12 protein-coding genes and 1 tRNA gene are annotated in these 16280 nt (G+C 72.6%); 4 read left to right on the forward strand and 9 right to left on the reverse strand.

Going from position 1 to position 16280, the window contains the following annotated elements; translation table 11 throughout:
* Positions 1-28: 28 nt before the first annotated feature.
* The 6 genes from PSEJ31_RS0112455 to PSEJ31_RS0112480 all read right to left on the reverse strand — a co-directional run bounded on the left by PSEJ31_RS0112455 (position 29) and on the right by PSEJ31_RS0112480 (position 8722).
* Positions 29-2224 (reverse strand): ATP-binding protein, encoded by a 2196-nt coding sequence (locus PSEJ31_RS0112455; protein ID WP_028915636.1) that lies wholly within the window; start codon positions 2222-2224, stop codon positions 29-31.
* Complete coding sequence (locus tag PSEJ31_RS0112460; protein ID WP_019398787.1) at positions 2217-3287, reverse strand: two-component system response regulator; 1071 nt, start codon at positions 3285-3287, stop codon at positions 2217-2219. The genes PSEJ31_RS0112455 and PSEJ31_RS0112460 overlap by 8 nt, the downstream gene beginning before the upstream one ends.
* Before the next feature lie 111 nt (positions 3288-3398).
* Positions 3399-4925, reverse strand: coding sequence for a lysine--tRNA ligase (gene lysS / locus PSEJ31_RS0112465; RefSeq protein ID WP_019398786.1), 1527 nt, complete (start codon positions 4923-4925; stop codon positions 3399-3401).
* A 124-nt stretch (positions 4926-5049) separates the two neighbouring features.
* A protein-coding gene (gene prfB / locus PSEJ31_RS0112470; protein ID WP_125076298.1) for a peptide chain release factor 2 occupies positions 5050-6178 on the reverse strand; the annotation gives its coding sequence in 2 pieces (ribosomal slippage) (positions 5050-6102 and positions 6104-6178; 1128 coding nt in all).
* Positions 6179-6247: 69 nt separating this feature from the next.
* Positions 6248-8110 (reverse strand): hypothetical protein, encoded by a 1863-nt coding sequence (locus tag PSEJ31_RS0112475; RefSeq protein WP_028915637.1) that lies wholly within the window; start codon positions 8108-8110, stop codon positions 6248-6250.
* A gap of 15 nt (positions 8111-8125) precedes the next feature.
* Positions 8126-8722 (reverse strand): NfuA family Fe-S biogenesis protein, encoded by a 597-nt coding sequence (locus tag PSEJ31_RS0112480; protein WP_019397835.1) that lies wholly within the window; start codon positions 8720-8722, stop codon positions 8126-8128.
* 113 nt (positions 8723-8835) lie between these two features.
* On the opposite strand from PSEJ31_RS0112480, the gene PSEJ31_RS0112485 reads away from it, so the two are divergent.
* Genes PSEJ31_RS0112485 through zupT form a run of 3 tightly spaced genes read left to right on the forward strand, consistent with a single transcriptional unit; the run spans position 8836 to position 10441 of the window.
* Entirely contained in the window at positions 8836-9180 is a 345-nt protein-coding gene (locus PSEJ31_RS0112485) for a 4a-hydroxytetrahydrobiopterin dehydratase (RefSeq protein ID WP_028915638.1), read from the forward strand.
* A 2-nt stretch (positions 9181-9182) separates the two neighbouring features.
* Positions 9183-9599 (forward strand): energy transducer TonB, encoded by a 417-nt coding sequence (locus tag PSEJ31_RS0112490; RefSeq protein ID WP_028915639.1) that lies wholly within the window; start codon positions 9183-9185, stop codon positions 9597-9599.
* A 32-nt stretch (positions 9600-9631) separates the two neighbouring features.
* Positions 9632-10441, forward strand: coding sequence for a zinc transporter ZupT (zupT, locus tag PSEJ31_RS0112495; protein WP_019397832.1), 810 nt, complete (start codon positions 9632-9634; stop codon positions 10439-10441).
* 16 nt (positions 10442-10457) lie between these two features.
* Here the strand turns inward: zupT and PSEJ31_RS0112500 are convergent, their stop codons facing one another.
* Positions 10458-11417, reverse strand: coding sequence for an RluA family pseudouridine synthase (locus PSEJ31_RS0112500; RefSeq protein ID WP_028915640.1), 960 nt, complete (start codon positions 11415-11417; stop codon positions 10458-10460).
* 417 nt (positions 11418-11834) lie between these two features.
* On the opposite strand from PSEJ31_RS0112500, the gene PSEJ31_RS0112505 reads away from it, so the two are divergent.
* Positions 11835-15059 carry an Rne/Rng family ribonuclease gene (locus tag PSEJ31_RS0112505; RefSeq protein ID WP_028915641.1) on the forward strand — a complete coding sequence of 1075 codons (3225 nt, stop codon included), beginning with the start codon at positions 11835-11837 and terminating at the stop codon, positions 15057-15059.
* A gap of 292 nt (positions 15060-15351) precedes the next feature.
* On the opposite strand, the gene PSEJ31_RS0112510 is transcribed toward PSEJ31_RS0112505, so the two are convergent.
* Positions 15352-16005 carry a response regulator gene (locus PSEJ31_RS0112510; RefSeq protein WP_026010356.1) on the reverse strand — a complete coding sequence of 218 codons (654 nt, stop codon included), beginning with the start codon at positions 16003-16005 and terminating at the stop codon, positions 15352-15354.
* Positions 16006-16132: 127 nt separating this feature from the next.
* Positions 16133-16222: transfer RNA gene (locus PSEJ31_RS0112515), tRNA-Ser, on the reverse strand.
* Positions 16223-16280: the final 58 nt, after the last annotated feature.

Here is a 16280-nt window from a genome sequence, read left to right on the forward strand (position 1 = left end):
GCCACGCCAGCCGCCGCTGCCCTGCCCCTCAGCTGTCCCCGCGGTCGCGGGCGCCGCCATCGCGGGCCGCGACCCGGGCATCCAGCGCCTGCCGGCCCTGGGCCAGGGCCTCGACCAGTCGCGCCAGGTGCTCGCGCCATTCGTTGCGCATCTGCCATTCCGGCAGGCGCATCAACACCCCGCCCAGTTCCGCGACCCGCACCAGGCCCATGTTCGCGGCCACGCCCTTGATCGCGTGCGCGTGGTCGCGCAGCCGCGACCAGTCCGCGTCCTCGCCGGCCTGCTGCATCGAGGCCAGGCAGCCCTCGGCGTCGCTCAGGCAGTGGCGGATGAACTCCTGCTCGAAGGCCAGGCCCATGCCCATCGCCGCCAGTTCGTCCAGCACCGAGGGATCGAGCACGGCACCGGGGCCGCCGGCCGCCGCCGGCTGACGCTCCTCGCGCGCGCCGGTACCGCCCGCTCCGGCGCGGCGACCGCGCCGGAGCGCCACGTCTGCCAGCACGTCCAGCAGCCGCGCCGCGGCCACCGGCTTGGCCAGGAAGGCGTAGGCACCGGCTTTCTCGCAGCGCTGGATCGACTCGGGGGTGACGTCGGCGCTGAGCACCACCACCGGGGTCTGGGTGACCCCGCCGGCCTGCATCACCCGCAGCTGGCGCAGCAGGTCCAGGCCGCTGAGGCCGGGCATGTGCAGGTCGACGATGGCCACGTCGTAGTCGCGCTCGGCCATGGCCTCGAGCACTTCCTCGCCGCCGGCGACGCAGGTCACGCGGTGGCCGGCCTTCTGCAGCAGGCGCTGCAGCACCATGCGGTTGGCTTCGTAGTCGTCGGCCACCAGCACCTGCATGCTGCGCACCCGCGCGCGGTGGCGCAGGAACGGGTCGGCGAAGGCGATCACCTTGCCGTCGCCGGCAGCCACGTCCTGGCCGCCCTCCTCCAGCACCGCGGGGCGCAGCGGGGCGGCGGTGGCCGGCTGGAACGGCACCTCGAACCAGAAGCGGCTGCCGCGCGGCTCCAAGTTCTCGTAGCCGATCCTGCCCCCCATGGCCTCGACCAGGCCGCGGGCGATGGTCGTGCCCAGGCCGGTGCCGCCGTAGCGGCGCGCCAGGCTGGCGTCGGCCTGCTCGAAGGCCTCGAACACGCGGCCGCGCATGGATTCGGGGATGCCGATGCCGGTGTCGCTGACCACGAAGCGCAGGCGCACGCCGCCGCCCTCCTGCACCCCGGCCACGGTCACGTCCACCCGCACCCGCCCGGCATCGGTGAACTTGACCGCGTTGCCGACCAGGTTGAGCAGCACCTGGCGCAGGTGCACGGCGTCGCCGCGTACCTGCTGCGGCACCGCGTCGTCGACCACCACCAGGTACTCCAGCTGCTTCTGCCGCGCCTGCGGCCGCAGGATCAGGCCGACCGAATCCAGCGCCTCGCGCGGGGAGAAATTCTCCGGGTTGAGCTTGACCTTGCCCGCCTCGATCGCGGAGATGTCCAGCACGTCCTCCACCAGGCCCATCAGGCTGCGGGTGGAGGCCTGGATGGTGCGCACGCACTCGCGCTGCTCGCCGTCCAGCTGGGTGGTCGACAGCAGCTCGGTCATGCCCGCCAGCCCGTTGAGCGGGGTGCGGAACTCGTGGCTCATGTTGGCCAGGAACCGGCTCTTGGCCTCGCTGGCGCGCTGCGCCTCCTCGGTGGCGCGGGTCAGCTGGCGCAGCAGGCTGGACAGGTACATCGGCACGGCCACCAGGCCGGCCAGCAGGCCCAGGCCCAGCGCGCGCACCTGGTGCCAGAACTCGGTGAACCACAGCACCGAGCCGAAGCTGGCCACCGCCATGGCCACCGCCGCCAGCAGGTAGCGGTGGCCGTAGCGCAGGCCGTTGCCGACGGTCACCCACATCACCACGATGTAGACCCAGGCCAGCGGCTCGCCCATGCGGATCATGCCGGCGGCCATCAAGCCGTAGTCGGCGAGCATGCCCACCGCGCGGCGCAGGTCCGAGCGGCCGGGTCGCGCCAGCAGCGCGCCGAAGATCGCCAGGCTCAGGGCCAAGCCGCCGAGCACGATCGCCAGCACGTCGCGGTACTGCTCCGCATCCAGGCCGCTGCGCGAGGACGGCAGCAGCACGTAGCACAGGATCAGCAGGATCAGGGCGACGCGCACCAGGGCCTGGCCGTGCTCGCTGTCCGGCCGGCCCGAGAGGCGGCGCCTGGTCCATTCCAGCGAGTTACGCACCGGAGGCCTCCCCGAGCGGCCGCGCCGAGGCGGCGGAGAACTGCTCGCAGATGTCCAGCAGGCGCTCGCGCGCGCGCAGCAGCGCGTCCACGCAGGCCGGGTCGAACAAGCGGCCGCGCTGGGCGTACAGGTAGGCCAATGCGGCGTCGATGCTCCAGGCCTCCTTGTAGGGACGGCGCGAGATCAGCGCGTCGAACACGTCGGCCACCGCCACGATCCGCGCCTCCAGCGGGATCGCCTCGCCGGCCAGCCCGTCGGGGTAGCCGCTGCCGTCCCAGCGCTCGTGGTGGCGCAGCGCGATCAGCGCGCCGGCCTGGATGAAGCGGTTGGGGCTGTCGGCCAGCAGCTCGTAGCCGATCCGCGGGTGGCGGCGCATGATCGCCTGCTCCTCCTCGGTCAGCTGCCCGGCCTTCATCAGCACCGAGTCCGGGATCGCGATCTTGCCCATGTCGTGCAGCGGCGCGGCCGCCTCGATCGTCTTCACCTCGTCCTCGGGCAGGCCCAGCGCCTCGGCGATCAGCGAGGCCACCCGCGCCATGCGTTCCAGGTGCGAGCTGGTGCCGGCGTCGCGGAACTCGATCGCGCGCGCCAGCCGCGACAGGGTCTCGCGCTCGCGTTCCTCGACCTCGTGCATGCTCGCCAGCAGCCGCTGCTCCAGCGACAGCGCGCGCTGCTTGACGGTCTCGGCCTGCTGCCGCAGCTGCAGCAGGTTGTGGCAGCGCGCGCGCAGCTCGCGCGGGCGCACCGGCTTGACCAGGAAGTCGATCACCCCGGCCTCGAGCGCGGCCTGGCGGATCGGCTCGTCGCCGACCACGGTGATCAGGATGATGGGGATGTCGCGGTGCCGCGGCAGGCGCCGGAAGCGGCGCGCGAACTCCAGCCCGTCGATGCCCGGCATGCGGTAGTCCAGCAACAGCAGGTCGACCGGGTGGTCCTCGCACCAGGCCAGCGCCTGGCGCGCGTCGCCGAAGTCGTGGACCTTCAGCTCCGGGGCGATGTCCTCGATGATGTGACGCAGCATCGTGCGTGCCGATGCCTGGTCGTCGACGATGGCGATGTCCAAGGCCTGCGCGTCCCGCCCTTGATCCGGCTTGCAGCATAACGCGGCGCCGGCGGGTGCGACATCCACGCCGGCGCAAGCGGAATTGGCGCGCGCCCGGCGGCGCGCGGGGGCTCAGCCGGGCTGGCCCGGGCGCATGTACGGGAACAGCAGCACGTCGCGGATCGAGGTGCTGCCGGTCAGCAGCATCACCAGGCGGTCAATGCCGATGCCCAGGCCGCCGGTCGGGGCCATGCCGTATTCCAGGGCCCGGATGTAGTCGGCGTCGTAGTGCATGGCCTCGTCGTCGCCGCCCTCCTTGGCCGCGACCTGGGCCTGGAAGCGCCGCGCCTGGTCCTCGGGGTCGTTGAGCTCGGAGAAGCCGTTGGCCAGCTCCTTGCCGTTGATGAACAGCTCGAAGCGGTCGGTGTAGCCCGGCTCGGTGTCCGAGGCACGGGCCAGCGGGCTGACCTCCACCGGGTGGTCGGTGATGAAGGTCGGCTGGACGAGGTGGTGCTCGACCGTGGCCTCGAAGATCTCCAGCAGCAGCTTGCCCCAGCCCCAGGCCGGCTTGACCTTGATCCCCAGGCGCTCGCAGTGGCGCAGCAGGGCTTCGCGGTCGGTGCAGTCGGCGGCGCTGATCTCCGGGTTGTGGTGGCGCACGGCCTCGTCCATGCGCCAACGGCGGAAGCGCGGGCCCAGGTCGATCTTCTGCCCTTCCCACTCCACCTCGGTGGTGCCCAGCACCGCCTGTGCGGTGTCGCGGATGACGTTCTCGGTCAGGTCCATGATCTCGTGGTACGTGGCGTAGGCCTCGTACAGCTCGAGCATGGTGAACTCGGGGTTGTGCCGGGTCGACACACCCTCGTTGCGGAAGTTGCGGTTGATCTCGTACACCCGCTCCAGGCCGCCGACCACAAGTCGCTTGAGGTACAGCTCCGGCGCCACGCGCAGGTACAGCTGCAGGTCCAGGGCGTTGTGGTGGGTGATGAACGGCTTGGCGGTGGCGCCGCCGGGGATGTAGTGCATCATCGGCGTCTCCACTTCCAGGAAGCGGCGCTCGTCCAGCCAGGAGCGGATCGCACGGATGATCTTGCTGCGCTTGACGAACACGTCGCGCGCCTCGGGGGTCACGATCAGGTCGACGTAGCGCTGGCGGTAGCGCTGCTCCACGTCGGCCAGGCCGTGCCACTTGTCCGGCAGCGGGCGCAGCGACTTGACCAGCAGCCGCAGCGAGGTGGCCTTGACCGACAGTTCGCCGGTGCGGGTGCGGGTCAGCCCGCCCTCGACCGCGACGATGTCGCCCACGTCGAACGACTTGAACGCCTCGTAGGCCTCGCCCAGGGCGTTGGCCTGCAGGAACAGCTGGATGCGGCCGGACTCGTCCATGACCTGGGCGAAGCTGGCCTTGCCCATCACCCGCTTGGCCATCAGCCGGCCGGCCAGGGCCACCTTGCGCGGCAGCGCCTCCAGGGCCTCGGCGGCCCACTTCTCCGCGTCGGCGAATTCGGCCTGCAGGTCGCCGGCGTAGTCGGCGCGCTTGAAGTCGTTGGGATAGGCGATGCCGCGCTCGCGCAGGGCGGCGAGCTTGGCGCGGCGCTCGGCGATCAGGTGGTTCTCGTCGGCGGGGGCGACGGCGGTGGTTTCGTTGGACTGGCTCATGCTCTGGACCGGACGTGGCGCGGGGCGCGCCTGGGTTCTGGGCGGCCCGGCGCGCGTGGCGGCCGGGCCGGTCGTCGGGGGAGGATGCGGACGCGGATCGGCGCGCGGCGCGGCGGCCGCGGCCTCAGGCCGCGTCGGTCCGTTTGGCGCCGACCTGCAGGCCGGCCTTGAGGCTGGCCTCGACGAACTCGTCCAGGTCGCCGTCCAGCACCTTCTGGGTATCGCTGCGCTCGATGCCGGTGCGCAGGTCCTTGATCCGGCTCTGGTCCAGCACGTAGTTGCGGATCTGGCTGCCCCAGCCGATGTCGGACTTGGTGGCCTCCACCGCGTCCTTCTCGGCGTTGCGCTTCTGCAGCTCCAGCTCGTACAGCTTGGCCGCCAGCATCTTCATCGCGCGGTCGCGGTTGGCGTGCTGGCTGCGCTCGGTCTGGCAGGCCACCACGATGCCGCTGGGCACGTGGGTGATGCGCACCGCCGATTCGGTCTTGTTGACGTGCTGGCCGCCGGCGCCCGAGGAGCGGTAGACGTCGGTCTTCAGGTCGGCCGGGTTGATCTCGATGTCGATCTTGTCGTCGACCTCGGGGCTGACGAACACCGAGGTGAAGCTGGTGTGGCGGCGGTTGTCCGAGTCGAACGGGCTCTTGCGCACCAGGCGGTGCACGCCGGTCTCGGTCTTCAGCCAGCCGTAGGCGAACTCGCCTTCCACGCGGAAGGTGGCGGACTTGATGCCGGCCACGTCGCCGCCGGAGACCTCCAGCAGCTCGGTCTTCCAGCCGCGCGACTCGCACCAGCGCAGGTACATGCGCAGCAGCATCTCGGCCCAGTCCTGGGCCTCGGTGCCGCCGGCGCCGGCCTGGATGTCGACGAAGGCGTTGGCGCCGTCCATCTGCCCGGAGAACATGCGCTGGAACTCCAGCTTCTCGATCTCCTTCTCATAGCGGTCGACGTCGGCCACCACCGCCAGGGCGGTCTCCTCGTCCTGCTCGCTCTCGGCCAGCTCGAGCAGTTCGGTGGAGCCCTCCAGGCCCTCCAGCACCGCGGCGATGCCGCCGACGGTCTTGTCCAGCATCGCGCGCTCGCGGCCCAGGGCCTGCGCACGCTCCGGGTCGTCCCAGACGTTGGGCAGCTCCAGTTCGCGGTTTACTTCTTCCAGACGCTCTTTCTTGGCGTCGTAGTCAAAGATACCCCCGTAGCGAGACCACGCGACCGGTAAGGTCGGCGATGCGCTGGCGGACGGGATTGAGCTCGATCATGGCGGCAACTGGCAGGTGAAAAGCGGTCGCCGATTCTAGCAGGATGCCGGGCGCGGCCCAGCAGGCGGCTCACGGGCGCACGCTGCCGTTGTCCTCCTGCAGCTCCGGCTTGAACGGAACGTCCGGCGGCGGCCGCGCCTCGGCCGCCTGCTCGTTGAGGTTGGGGTCGCTGATCCCGCAGCCGCCACCCAGCTGCAGCAGCGAGACCACGCAGGTGATCCGCTTGCCGTTGGTGCCCGGGATCGGGATCGCCACCGACTTGATGCCCTTGCGCACCCATTCGGCCAGCAGCGACTCGTTCGGCACCCAGTAGCGGTCGAAACTGGTCGGCTCGTAGTCGTACGGCGGGCGCTTGAGCCAGGTACCGGATTGCTCGATGCGCTCGCGGGTCCAGGCATCGCTGTCGCCCCCGGGAGCACCGCGCTCGGCCAGGCCCTCGCCCGCTCCGCCCCCTGGGCCCTGCCCCGGCGCCTCGCCCGCGCCAGGCAGGCGCGCGCGCCCCTGGGCGTCGAACAGGCCCGGGCCGGGCCCCGCGGATTGGGCCTGTCCGCCCCAGCGGTCATCCGCCAGCACATTGGCCCAGGGATCGCTGCCCGGCGCCGTGCCACGCTCCTGGCGCGGCGCGGACGACGCCGCGCCGGGTGCCGCCGGTTCCGCGGCCGCAGCCGGCGCAGGGGCTGCCGCCGTAGCCGGCGACGGCGCCGCGGCCGACTCCCCAGGCTGGGGCGCAGGCGCGGCGGCTGCCGGGGCTGGCTGGGCCACGGCCGGCGCCGGTGCAGCGGCGCTCGGCGCGGCCGGCATCGGGACCTCGCGCGGGCGCAGCGCCGGGGCAGCCGACGGGCGCGGCTGCACCTGCGGCAGGCGCACCGGCGGAGTGGGCAGTGCGGTGGCGGCGACTGGCGCGGGCACCTCGCGCTGGCGCACCTCGGGCAGGCGCACCGGCGGCGCGGGCACCTCCAGCGGACGCACCGCCGGCGCCGGCAGCGCCGGCACATCGACCACGACGACCTCGCGCGGGCGCAGTTCCGGCTCGCGCGCCCGCGGCGCGGGCAGGTCCACCTCGCGCGGACGCGGCGCCTGGATGGCCGGAGCCGTGACCACCACCACCTCGCGCTCGCGCAGCTGCGGTTGCGGCTCGCGCACCGCGACCTCGCGGACCGGCAGCGGCACCTGTGGGACAGGCACGCTGGCCACCTCGACCGGTTCCGGGAGTTCCACCTCGCGCAGCGCCACCTCCGGCAACCGCGGGGCTGGCGCCCGGGGCTCGATCAGCGGAACCGGCGGGACCTCGAGCGCGGCTTCGGCCGGATCGGCCTGCGCGCTCGCGACGGGTTCGGTTGCTGCGGCGGACTGTCCCGCCGCGGCCGCCGCATCGGCCACCTGCGGCGCGGGCGTCGGCGGGGTCGGCCGCTGCCGTGCCTGGCCGGGCTGGCGCGCCGCGGCCGGCGTCACGGAGGCCTCGCCCTGCGCCGAATCGCCAGGCGTGCCCGCGGCACCCTCGCGGCCAACGAAGCCAATGCCCACGCGTTCCCCGCCGCCGCCGCCGGCCGCGCGCGGCGGGGGCGGCAGCAGCGACTGCAGGTAGGCGATCCAGGACAGCAGCAGCACGAATACCAGGTGCAACGCGGCGCTGCCGGCCCAGGACAGGGCGCGTAGCGGGCGTTCGTCGCGCGGCGCCGGCTGCCAGCCCTGGCGGAACAGCGCCAGCAGGGCCTGCCAGCGGGTCAGCTCCTCGCCGCGCGGCCAGGGCCCGGGCGGGCGCGCGGCCAGCAGTGCCACGAGTTCGTCCGCACGCAGCGCCGGGGCGGCGGCGGCCGGGGCGGCCTTCATCCACAGCGCCCAGCCGTAGGGCAGGCCGGTGCTGCGCTCCAAAGGCACGCGCACGCGCTCGCGCGCGTTGAGCAGCTGGATGATTTCGGCCCCCCGCGTCACCGCAAGGCCGCCGGGTCAGCCTGCGCGGCCGCGCGGCATGTACGGCGCCGAGCCGGAGTCGTGGTCGGTGGCGTCGCGCACCGCGGTCACCCCCGGCACCCGCGCCATCAGGGTCTTCTCGATGCCCTGCTTGAGGGTGACGTCGGCCATGCCGCAACCGTGGCAGCCGCCGCCGAAGCGCAGCCACACCACGCCGTCGGCGGAGACCTGCTCCACCGCGGCGCGGCCGCCGTGGGAGGCCAGCTGCGGGTTGATCTCGTTGTCCATCACCCAGCGCACGCGTTCGACCAGGGAGGCGGCCTCGCCGGGCGCCTCGCCCTTGATCTTGGGCGCGCGGATGGTCAGTTGCGCGCCGGTGCCCTGGTAGACGTAATCGATCTCGGCGCCGTCCAGCCACGGCACGCTGTCGGCGGCCACGTACAGGGTGAAGCCCTCGCAGTCCACCGCCCACTCGTCGCCGGCCAGCTCGGACGGCTCGGCGAACTCCAGCCGCGCGTCGGCGCGCGGCGTGCCCGGGTCGACCGCGCTCAGGCGCACCCCCAGCCCGGGGATGCCCTCGCGTTCGACCAGCTTGCGGAAATGCGCCTGCGCGGTGTCTGAGATGTTGATCATGCGGGTATTCTAGCCGGGTCCCGGCCCCCTCCCGCAGCCGGTGTGCCACGCCAGGCTGCAACGCTGCGTGCACGCCGCCACGGGGATCATCGGCCGGCAGATGGAGACCCGGCATGCCAGACCTGATTCCGCTGTCGCAGGCGCACTGCATCCCCCGCAAGGGCATCGAGCACCGCCTTACCCAGGCGCGCCTGGCCGAGCTGCTGCCGGAGGTGCCCGGCTGGGAGCTGGCCGAGGAAGGCCGCGCCCTGGTGCGCACCTTCCGCTTCCGCGACCACCACCACACCATGGCCTTCGTGAACGCGCTGGCCTGGATCGCGCACCGGGAGGACCACCACCCGGACCTGGGCGTGCACTACGACCGCTGCGTGGTGCGCTTCTCGACCCACGACGTCGGCGGCCTGAGCGAGAACGACTTCATCTGCGCCGCCAAGGCCTCCGCCCTGCTCGAGGACTGAACATGACCCGCGCCCTGCCCGTTTCCGCCGCCCTGCTCGGCACGCTGCTGCTGGCCGCTTGCGGCCGCGACGACGCCCCCCCGGCCGCGCCGGTGCCGCCGCCGACCGAGATCGCGGCGATCGACACCCCGCCGCCGCAGTACCCGGCCGAGCTGGGCTGCGCCGGGATCGGCGGGCAGAGCGTGCTGCAGGTGGAAGTGGGCACCGAGGGCACGCCTACCCGCATCACCCTGCTGCGCAGCAGCGGCAACGACGAGCTGGACCGCCTGGCACAGGAGGCTGTGCAGGGCTGGAAGTTCCGCCCGGCCACCCGCGGCGGCCAGCCGATCGCGCGGACCATCCAGGTGCCGGTGAACTTCACCCCGCCGCAGGTGCGCCCGGACGAATGCTTCGCCCTGGACGCCGGCCGCCGCCCCTGAGTCCCCCGCCCCACCTCCCAAGGCCTGCCTGAATGCCCGAGATCGCCCTCTCCCAGGTGCTGGTCGCACTTGGCGTGACCCTGGCCGCCGGCCTGGCCACCGGCCTGGGCAGCCTGCTGGTGATCTTCGCCCGCAACCCGAATCCGCGCCTGCTGGCCTTCGGCCTGGCCTTCGCCGGCGGCGCGATGGTCTATGTCTCACTGTCGGAGATCCTCAACAAGTCGATCGCCTCCTTCAGCCTGGCCTATGGCGACAAGGCCGGCTTCGCCGGGGCGACCTGCGCCTTCCTGGCCGGGCTGGTGGCGATCATGCTGATCGACCGGCTGATCCCCAATCCGCACGACAGCCTCACCAGCGACGACCCGGCGCTGCGCGAGCACAACCGCGAGTACATCCGCCGGGTGGGCCTGATGACCGCGGTGGCGATCACCGCGCACAACTTCCCCGAAGGCCTGGCGACCTTCTTCGCGACCCTGGAGAGCCCGGCCCTGGGCCTGCCGCTGGCCTTCGCCATCGCCATCCACAACATCCCCGAGGGCATCGCCATCGCGGTGCCGGTGTACTACGCCACCGGCAACAAGCGTTACGCCTTCATCGCCAGCCTGCTGTCCGGCCTGGCCGAGCCGATCGGCGCCGGCGTGGGCTACGCCCTGCTGTCGCAGGTGATGACCGACGCGGTGTTCGGCGCGGTGTTCGGGATCATCGCCGGGGTCATGGTGTTCCTGGCGATCGACGAGCTGCTGCCGGCGGCCAAGCGCTACGGCAAGGGCCACGAGACCGTGTACGGCCTGGTCAGCGGCATGGCGGTGCTGGCCGTGAGCCTGGTCCTGTTCAAGCTGTGAACGCCGCGGCGGCGGCCTAGTCGAGCCGGTCCAGCACCTCGCGCAGCTCCGGCGGCAGCGGCGCATTGAGGGTGTACGGGGTGCGGCCGGCGTCCAGGGCGAACTCCAGCGAAGCCGCGTGCAGGAACAGCCGGCGCAACCCGGCCTTGTCGCGCAGGCGGCGGTTGACCTCCGGGTCCCCGTACTTGTCGTCGCCGGCCACCGGGTGGCCGAGGTGGCGGGCATGGACCCGGATCTGGTGGGTGCGGCCGGTCTCGATCCGCACCTCGCAGTAGGAATGCCCGCCGCGCCGCTCCAGCACCCGGAAGTGGCTCAGCGAGGGCTTGCCCGCCGGGGCCACCTGCACGTGGCGCTCGCCGCCCTGGCGCAGGCCCACATGCAACGGGGCGTCCACGCTCATGGTGCCGTCGGGCATGCGCCCGGCCAGCAGGGCCAGGTAGCGCTTGCGGATGCCGCCGCCGGCGCCGCCCTCGCGCATCAGTGCCTGCAGCTCGGCCAGGGCCGAGCGCTTCTTGGCCACCACCAGGATGCCGGAGGTGTCCCGGTCCAAGCGGTGGGCCAGTTCCAGGGTCTGGCCCGGGCGCAGGGCGCGCAGGGTCTCGATGGCGCCGAAGCTGATCCCGCTGCCGCCGTGGCTGGCCACGCCGGAAGGCTTGTCCACCACGAGGATGCGCGCATCTTCGAAGACGATCGCCGCTTCCATGCGCTGCAGCAGGCCCGGCGCCGGGGTCCCGCGCTCGCCCTCCGGCTCGATCCGCACCGGCGGGATGCGCACCTCGTCGCCGCCGGCCAGCTTGCGCTCGGCCTTGGCGCGGCCGCCGTTCACCCGCACCTGGCCGCTGCGCACCAGCTTGTACACCAGGCTGCGCGGGGCGCCCTTGAGCTGGCCCAGCAGGAAGTTGTCCAGGCGCTGCCCGTCACGGTCTTCAGGCACCGTAACGGTGCGGGTTCCTGCCCGGGGGGATGGGTCGGTCATTGGCGGCTAATTCTGTTAGACTCGGGTGGCGATGTAAGGGTTTGATTCCGCTGGAAGAAGTCACGGGGCCGAAAGCCCGGACTTCCCGCGACCCCGGCACAGTACGCGACCACCGCCCCCGGGGCGGCCATGTTAGCGGCTTGCAGGCAGACCCGGCCATGGCCCGGTGGGTCAGAGCACCGGTAGCTGAACATGTCCCGCGTGGCGTCCGCGCCAGCGGCCCGCTGTACCTAAAACCAGACAAGCAGAGCGCTCCCGCGGACCGCCGTGGTGTTGCAGCGCTGGAAACCAGGATCCGCCCGGACGCGCTGTTGCGCGAGGGCGGCGAAGCCCGCCCCGCCGGAACACGGCGGGGCGGGATTCCAGTACGGCGAACGCCCGGCGTTCCGCGCGTCAGAGCGCGATAAGGAACGCACCATGAAGCGAATGCTCATCAACGCCACGCAGGCAGAGGAACTGCGCGTGGCCATCGTGGACGGCCAGACCCTCTACGACATCGACATCGAACAGCCGTCCAAGGAACAGAAGAAGTCCAACATCTACAAGGGCCGCATCACCCGGCTGGAGCCCTCGCTGGAAGCGGCCTTCGTCGACTACGGCGCCGAGCGCCACGGCTTCCTGCCGCTGAAGGAAATCTCCCGCGACTACTTCCAGGCCGGCGTGGACCCGAACAAGGCCGGCATCCGCGAGCTGCTGCGCGAGGGCCAGGAAGTCGTCGTCCAAGTGGACAAGGACGAGCGCGGCAACAAGGGCGCCGCCCTGACCACGTTCATCTCGCTGGCCGGTCGCTACATGGTGCTGATGCCCAACTCCCCGACCGCCGGCGGCGTCTCGCGCCGGATCGAGGGCGAGGACCGGGCCGAGCTCAAGCGCGCCATGGACGCCCTGAACATCCCGGACGACATGGGCGTGATCATCCGCACCGCAGGCGTGGGCCGCGACGCGGAAGAACTGCAGTGGGACCTGGACTACCTGCTGGCGGTCTGGCGCGCGATCGCCGAGGCGGCCCTGAGCAAGCCGGCGCCGTTCCTGATCTACCAGGAGTCGCGGCTGATCATCCGTGCCCTGCGCGACTACCTGCGCAACGACATCGGCGAGATCCTGGTCGACACCGAGGAGATGTACAACGACGCGCGGCAGTTCATCGAGCAGGTGATGCCGCACAACCTGCGCAAGCTCAAGCACTACACCGACGACATCCCGCTGTTCAACCGCTTCCAGATCGAGTCGCAGATCGAGAACGCCTACGAGCGCACCGTGCGCCTGCCCTCCGGCGGCGCCCTGGTGATCGACCAGACCGAGGCGCTGACCGCGATCGACGTCAACTCGGCCCGCGCCACCAAGGGCGGCGACATCGAGGAGACCGCGTTCCAGACCAACCTGGAGGCCGCCGACGAGGTGGCCCGCCAGCTGCGCCTGCGCGACCTGGGCGGCCTGGTGGTGATCGACTTCATCGACATGTCCTCGTCCAAGCACCAGCGCGCGGTCGAGGAGCGGCTGCAGGCGGCGCTCAAGTACGACCGCGCCCGCGTCCAGATCGGCCGCATCAGCCGCTTCGGCCTGCTGGAGATGAGCCGCCAGCGCCTGCGCACCAGCCTGGGCGAGGCCAGCCAGATCGTCTGCCCGCGCTGCGAGGGCCACGGCCGCATGCGCAGCATCGAGTCGCTGTCGCTGTCCATCATCCGCGTCGCCGAGGAGCACGCGATGAAGGAGAACACCGGGCAGGTCCTGGTCCAGGCCCCGGTGGAGATCGCCAACTTCCTGCTCAACGAGAAGCGCAGCGCGCTGCGCGAGATCGAGACCCGCCACGACGCGCCGATCATCATCGTCGCCGACGAGCAGCTGCAGACCCCGCACTACGAGGTCACCCGCCTGCGCGAGAACGAGCTGGGCGAGGAAAGCAGCAAGCCTTCCTACCAGCGCGGCACCCCGCGCAAGCTGCCGGTGCACGCCCTGACCAAGGCCCAGCTGAACATCCCGCCGGCCCCGGCGGTGACCCGCGTGGCCCCGCCGCGCCCGGCACCGGTGCGCGAGGAGCGCGAGGAAGCGCCGGCGCAGCCGGCGGCGCCCGCACCTGCCCCGGCGCCTGCCCCGTCCACTGGCGGCGGCGTGGTCGGCTTCCTCAAGCGCCTGTTTGGCGCGGCGCTGGATCCGGCCCCGGCCAAGCCCGAGCGCACCGCGGCCGCCGGCCAGGGCGAAGGCCGCGGCAACCGCAACGAGCGCCCGCGCCGCGAACGCGGCGAGGCGGCCGGCAGCGGCCAGGCGCAGGGCCAGGGACGCAAGCGCGGCCAGGGCAAGGGCGGCAATGGCCAGGCCCAGCCGAAGCAGGAACGCCAGGAGAAGCAGGACAAGCAGGACAAGGCGCAGCAGCAGGGCCGCAATGGCCAGCAGGCCGGCGGCAACAAGCAGCAGCCGCAGAAGCAGCGCCAGCCGAAGCCGGCCGAGGCCACCAGCGCCCCCGCCGCCGAAACCGCTGCCCGTCCGGCGCAGCCGCAGCGCCCGCGCACCGAAGAGCCGGCCCAGGCGGCAGCCGCCGAGCCCGTGCAGCCCGGCACCGCGGCCGTGGCTGCCGCGGCAGCTGCCGCGGTCGCCGCCCCGCTCGACGACACCAGCAATGTCCCCTCGCCCGCTCCGGCCGAGGCCACCGGCGAGGCGACCGCCGTCGCCGAGGCCGCGGCGCCTGGCGAGGAAGGCGCGTCCGCGGAGGGCGGCAGCCGCCGTCGGCGCGGCCGTCGCGGTGGCCGTCGCCGCCGTCGCGGTGGTGCCGCGGCCGAGGGTGCCAGCGCCGAGGGCGCGCAGGAACTGGGCGAAGGCCTCGAGGGCGATGACGACGCCGAGGCCGCGTCCGCGGCACAGGTCGCCCCGGCCAGCCAGCCGGAGTTCGACTTCGACGACCTGCCGGCCCCGGTGAGCGCGGCCCCGGCCGCGGACGTGGAATCCCATGGCCCTGCGGCTCCGGTTGCCGCCCCGACGGCCGGGCCGGTCGCCGCTGAGCCGGGTGCCGCCGAAACCGCGGCTGCCCAGCAGGCCGTGCCCGCGACCGAGGCTGTCGCCGAGACCCCTGCCGAGCCCGCGCCGGTGGAGCAGGCGCCCACCGCCACGCCGGATCCGGTGCCGGCGGTCGAACCTGCCGCGCCGGTCGAAGCCGTGGCCGCGGAACAGGCCTCCGCGCCGGTGACGCCTGCCGAGGCCGCCGCCACGGCCGCCGCGCCGGAAGCCGCGCCGCAGCCGGCCGAGGCGACCCCGGCCGATGCCGCTGCCGTCGCCCCGGTCAGCGTGGCCGAAGCGGCGCCGGACGCCCCGGCCTCCGAGGCCAAGGCGGAGACGCCGGCGGCCGGGGAAGTTCCGGCTCCGGCCGTGGCAGAAGCGCCGGCCGCGGAAGAGCCGGCAGCCGCCGAGGCGGAGCAGCCTGCCAACCCGGACCCGTTCACCACCGCCGGCCTGTTTGACCAGCTGCCGGAAAGCGGGCAGGTGCCTGCGCCGCAGGCCGATGCGAGCCAGGCTGATGCCGCCCAGGCCGAGCCTGGCGAGGCCGGTGGCGAGGAAGCCACCCGGGCCCCGGAAACCGGTGCGGCCGATGCCGCCGCCGGGGAAGAGGCGAGCGGCGAGGAACAGGCCGATACGCCGCGCCGGCAGGACTGAGTCCGCCGGCCGGCAGCGACGAAGGCCCGCCGTATGGCGGGCCTTCGTCGTTTCAGGGAAGTTTGTTGGCTCCCCGCCCGGGTTCGCGCCAGACATCGACTGTCTGCCTGCAGTGGCCCGCGGATGGCCGAGGTGCTCTGGCGCCAGGTTCACGGCGCGGCCGGAGCCCGCGTCGCACGGCCCGTCCCCTGCTCCTCCGCTGTCCACTGCAGCAACGAGACCCGTGCGCCGCACGGTGGCGGCGCAACGCCAGCCCCATCCGCGGTGCATGGCTGCGACCGGGCGGCGCGGCTTACAGCGAGCGGCCGGGATCCATCAGCCCGTAGCGGGCCGCCAGTCGCGCCAGCGCGATGCTGTCCTGCACGCCGACCTTCTCGAACAGGCGCGACTTGTGCGTGTTGACGGTCTTGGCGCTGAGCTTGAGCCGGCGCGCGATCATTTCCTGGCGCAGCCCCTGGACCAGCAGCATGGCCACTTCCAGTTCGCGCGGCGAGAGCGTGTCGAACGGCGACTCCACCCGTTCCACGCCAGCCAGCGCCATGTTCTGCGCCACGCTGCTGCCAAGGTAGCGCTTGCCTGCGGCGACGTCGCGCACCGCGCGCAGCAGTTCGCGCGCATCGTTGCCCTTGCCGATGTAGCCGTAGGCGCCCACGTCGAGCAGGCGCTTGGGCAGCGGCCCGTCCTCGAGCACGGACACGATCAGCACGTGCCCGTGCACGCCTTCGCGCACGATGCGCTCGGTCACTTCCAGCCCGCTGATGCCCGGCAGGTGCAGGTCGCACAGGACCACGTCCACCGGGGGCGAAAGTGCGCGTAGCTGGCGCAGCGCGTCCTCGCCGCTCTCCGCTTCGCCGGCGACCTGGATGTCCGCTTCGGCGCCCAGGATCATGCGCAGGCCGGTCCTGACCAGCGCATGGTCGTCGATCAGAAATACACGGATGGCCATGCCGTTCCCTCGGTATGCCCCGCGCCGCAGCCTATCGCTCCCTCCATGGCGCGACAAGCGGCGCAAGGAATGTTTGCATAACCCTCGGGTGCAACCAGGCCGTGCCCGGGAACCCCTGTCCTGAAGGTGGCGGAGAGAGTGGGATTCGAACCCACGGTAGTGTCGCCACTACGCCGGTTTTCAAGACCGGTGCCTTAAACCGCTCGGCCATCTCTCCGTTTTACGTTGCATCGCGCCGCTTACGCGGCGTCGCCGGTTTTGCATCGACTGCGTCG

It is taken from the genome of Pseudoxanthomonas sp. J31, assembly GCF_000510725.1.
Taxonomy (GTDB): domain Bacteria; phylum Pseudomonadota; class Gammaproteobacteria; order Xanthomonadales; family Xanthomonadaceae; genus Pseudoxanthomonas.